This window comes from Veillonella sp. ZSJB6 (assembly GCF_051549505.1).
Lineage (GTDB): Bacteria > Bacillota > Negativicutes > Veillonellales > Veillonellaceae > Veillonella.
On sequence record NZ_JBPUGE010000136.1, the window covers coordinates 1 to 248 of the forward strand.

The 248-nt window shown below is 54.0% G+C and carries 1 protein-coding gene; it reads left to right on the top strand.

The window, feature by feature from the left end; all coding sequences use genetic code 11:
* Positions 1-248 (top strand): hypothetical protein (locus ACSV5T_RS10195; RefSeq protein ID WP_438321064.1); only part of this gene is annotated, 248 nt, incomplete at both ends.

The window sequence follows — 248 nt, forward strand, 5'->3', positions numbered from 1 at the left end:
TCCCAGCCCGGATGGCTGTCGGTTTAGGCGAACGTGCCGCTGTCGTTATCAAACAACAGGACGATGTGCTCGGTTATATTTGGAGCCTCGCCCGAACGACCCCGTTCTCGGAACAAGAGCTCACTGTGTTAAAAGAAGGCGCGAGCATCGCTAAAAAATTGCTCATGACCATCGCCATGCATGAGCGGCGCATCGATGCCGAGCTCGAGCGTTTCTTTTTAGAAGTGTTGGCCAGCCCCAATTTGTCG